Below are 2,483 nucleotides of genomic sequence, written 5' to 3'. Positions count from 1 at the left end.
GGCCCGGCTGCAAGCAGGGAGCATACGTCTGAACCGGCAATGGCTCATGTTGGAGGAGGTGGTCGGCGCGGCGTTGGCGGTGTGTCGTCGAACGCTCGCGGGGCACCCGGTACACGTTCGCGTGCCGGCCGATCTGCCATTGATACAGCTAGACGCGGTCCTGATGGAGCGGCTACTCGCAAACCTGTTCGAGAATGCGGCGAAATACACGCCGCCGGACTCGCCACTGTCAATCGATGCGGCAATTGAAGGGGTCGCCGGCGAGCGTTACGTGAGGGTTCGCATTGACGACAACGGTCCCGGTCTGGCTCCGGGACTTCAACCCATTCTCTTCGACAAATTTACGCGGGGTGAGAAGGAATCATCTAAACCCGGGATCGGCTTGGGTCTCGCAATTTGCCGGGCGATCGTGGAGGCCCACGGCGGAAAGATCGGCGCCGAGAATCGCGAAGGCGAGGGCGGGAAAATCGTAGGCGCTCGCTTCTGGTTCACGTTGCCGGCAAACGAACCACCGCCTTTCGAGGCGCTTCCTGATGAAGGTGGCGAAGCGCCTGGCGCCCTTGCGGACACGGATCATCCATGAGCGAGCCGAAGGTGACCATTGTCGTCATCGAAGACGATAGGCAGATCCGGCGCTTCGTGCGCTCCACGTTGGAAGCGCACGAGATCATTGTGTTCGAGGCGGAGACCGGACAACAGGGCTTGCGCGAAGCCGCCTTTCGCATGCCTGACCTGTTCGTCATCGATCTGGGTTTGCCGGACACAAACGGCATCGATGTCATTCGCGAACTGCGCACGTGGATGGAGCAACCCATCATCGTGCTCTCTGCGCGAACCCACGAAGACGCCAAAGTTGCTGCGTTGGATGCAGGCGCAGACGACTACCTGACCAAACCCTTTGGTGCATCCGAGTTGCTCGCGCGTATCCGGGCTCAACTAAGACGACGCAATCGCGGCGGGCAGCAGGAGACCCCGCAGGTGAGGTTTGGCTGCGTCCTGGTCGACTTGTCGGAGCGACGGGTCACACGGGACGGCGAAATGATCCATCTCACGCCGATCGAGTACAGGTTACTCACGACCCTTGTGCGCCATCCCGGACGGGTGCTGACACATCAGCAACTGCTGCGCGAAGTGTGGGGGCCGGCTTATGTCGAGAACCAACATTATCTGCGGGTCTATATGGGCCATCTTCGCCAGAAGCTTGAGCTTGACCCGACGCAACCAGTGCATATCGTGACCGAGACCGGGGTCGGTTACCGGCTCGTAGGTGCGCAGTAATCCAGACTACCTCGAGCGCTTCTTGATGGCTTTTTGACAGAATTTTTACGCGATGCGCTCAGAATTGTTCTCTGGCTTGATACCGCATCTGCTGTAATGAAACTGTGACCATCGATGCAACGAGGAAGCTTTCATGTTACGAGTGCTCATACCGGTGATAAACAAGGACGGTGCGATTCAAGCCGCCCGGCATGCAGTTTTTTTATTTGCCGAGCACTGTGTGTCGGAGGTTGAACTCGTCGAAGTGCTGGAGCCACTGGACCAGGGGCGAGTGAGTGCCTTTCATTCTCGTGGCGCGCTACGCCTGAAGGAGAAGCGAGCGATGTCGAGCGCGCTAAGCGAGACTCGCGCGATTCTGGATGATGGAGGAGTTCCGTATCACTGGGTGCGCGTTTTCGGACCCATCGCACAGACAATCGCTGCGCGCGCGTCCGAGAAACAATCTGATGTTGTCCTGATGGATGCCAGTCATTTGAGTTTCATTTCCCGGTGGTGGACGATGGCGAAGCTGTGGCGCAGGATGCAAACGCCGGTGACGATGCTTCACTGAAGCTTGTCCCCTCTCGTCAGGCATTAGTCCGCGCAAGGCAAGTGGGACGTGTTGACATCCCGCTACCACACGGTGTGCAGCCAACGTCGCGAACAATACGAAAAAAGCCAGATGAAACATTCTCAGGTGCACCGCCGATTTTGGCTCATACGCCGTGCGATCGGCGTGGGTGTGCTTTTGTGTTTCGCCGCTCTCGATCTAACTCACCATTTGCCGCCCGACCGAGCCCACGTTAAACAGGCATCGACGCCAGACAGCACACGCCATTAGAAGGTCCTCAAGCGCAGACCTTCGCGCGACCTTCGATAAGGACGAGGCCAATCGCTGTACGTACCATGCGCGCCGATAAATTCAAGGCCGACTCACAAAAATGTGAGGCGGCCTTAGTCATTCCATGTCACGCACCGCTCGTTATTTCGATGGCGGACCTACGCCACGACATAACGAACAGCGGCTTCTTTAAAACTGATGGCGCATACCCACGGTCACGGCGAGTTGGCTGCCCGTCGACGATGGCGATAATGTGTTGATGGTGGCCTGGCTCAGTACCGTTTCCCCCTGGGCGCCAGAAGCGTGTTGATACACGCCTTCAACATAGAAGTCCGTGCGTTTGCTTACCGAGTAGTCGGTCTGCAATGTGCCTTCATGCCACTTG

General features: G+C 58.0%; 3 protein-coding genes and 1 pseudogene. 3 read left to right on the top strand and 1 reads right to left on the bottom strand.

The annotated features are described in order from the left end of the window. From WCA53_RS11930 to WCA53_RS11920, 3 genes are all read left to right on the top strand, one after another. Positions 1 to 583 (top strand): ATP-binding protein (locus WCA53_RS11930; protein ID WP_423909771.1); only part of this gene is annotated, 583 nt, incomplete at its 5' end. After that, positions 580 to 1,278 carry a response regulator gene (locus tag WCA53_RS11925; protein WP_423909767.1) on the top strand — a complete coding sequence of 233 codons (699 nt, stop codon included), beginning with the start codon at positions 580 to 582 and terminating at the stop codon, positions 1,276 to 1,278. The genes WCA53_RS11930 and WCA53_RS11925, both read left to right, overlap by 4 nt. 133 nt (positions 1,279 to 1,411) lie before the next feature. Next, a complete protein-coding gene (locus tag WCA53_RS11920; protein WP_423909763.1) occupies positions 1,412 to 1,828 on the top strand; it encodes a universal stress protein in 417 nt (138 codons plus the stop codon). A gap of 459 nt (positions 1,829 to 2,287) precedes the next feature. Here WCA53_RS11920 and WCA53_RS11915 read toward each other — a convergent pair. After that, positions 2,288 to 2,483, bottom strand: a pseudogene (locus tag WCA53_RS11915) (porin); the annotation flags it as partial.

It is taken from the genome of Caballeronia sp., from assembly GCF_049581465.1.
Classification (GTDB): domain Bacteria; phylum Pseudomonadota; class Gammaproteobacteria; order Burkholderiales; family Burkholderiaceae; genus Caballeronia.
This window is presented reverse-complemented; position numbering and strand designations above follow the sequence as displayed.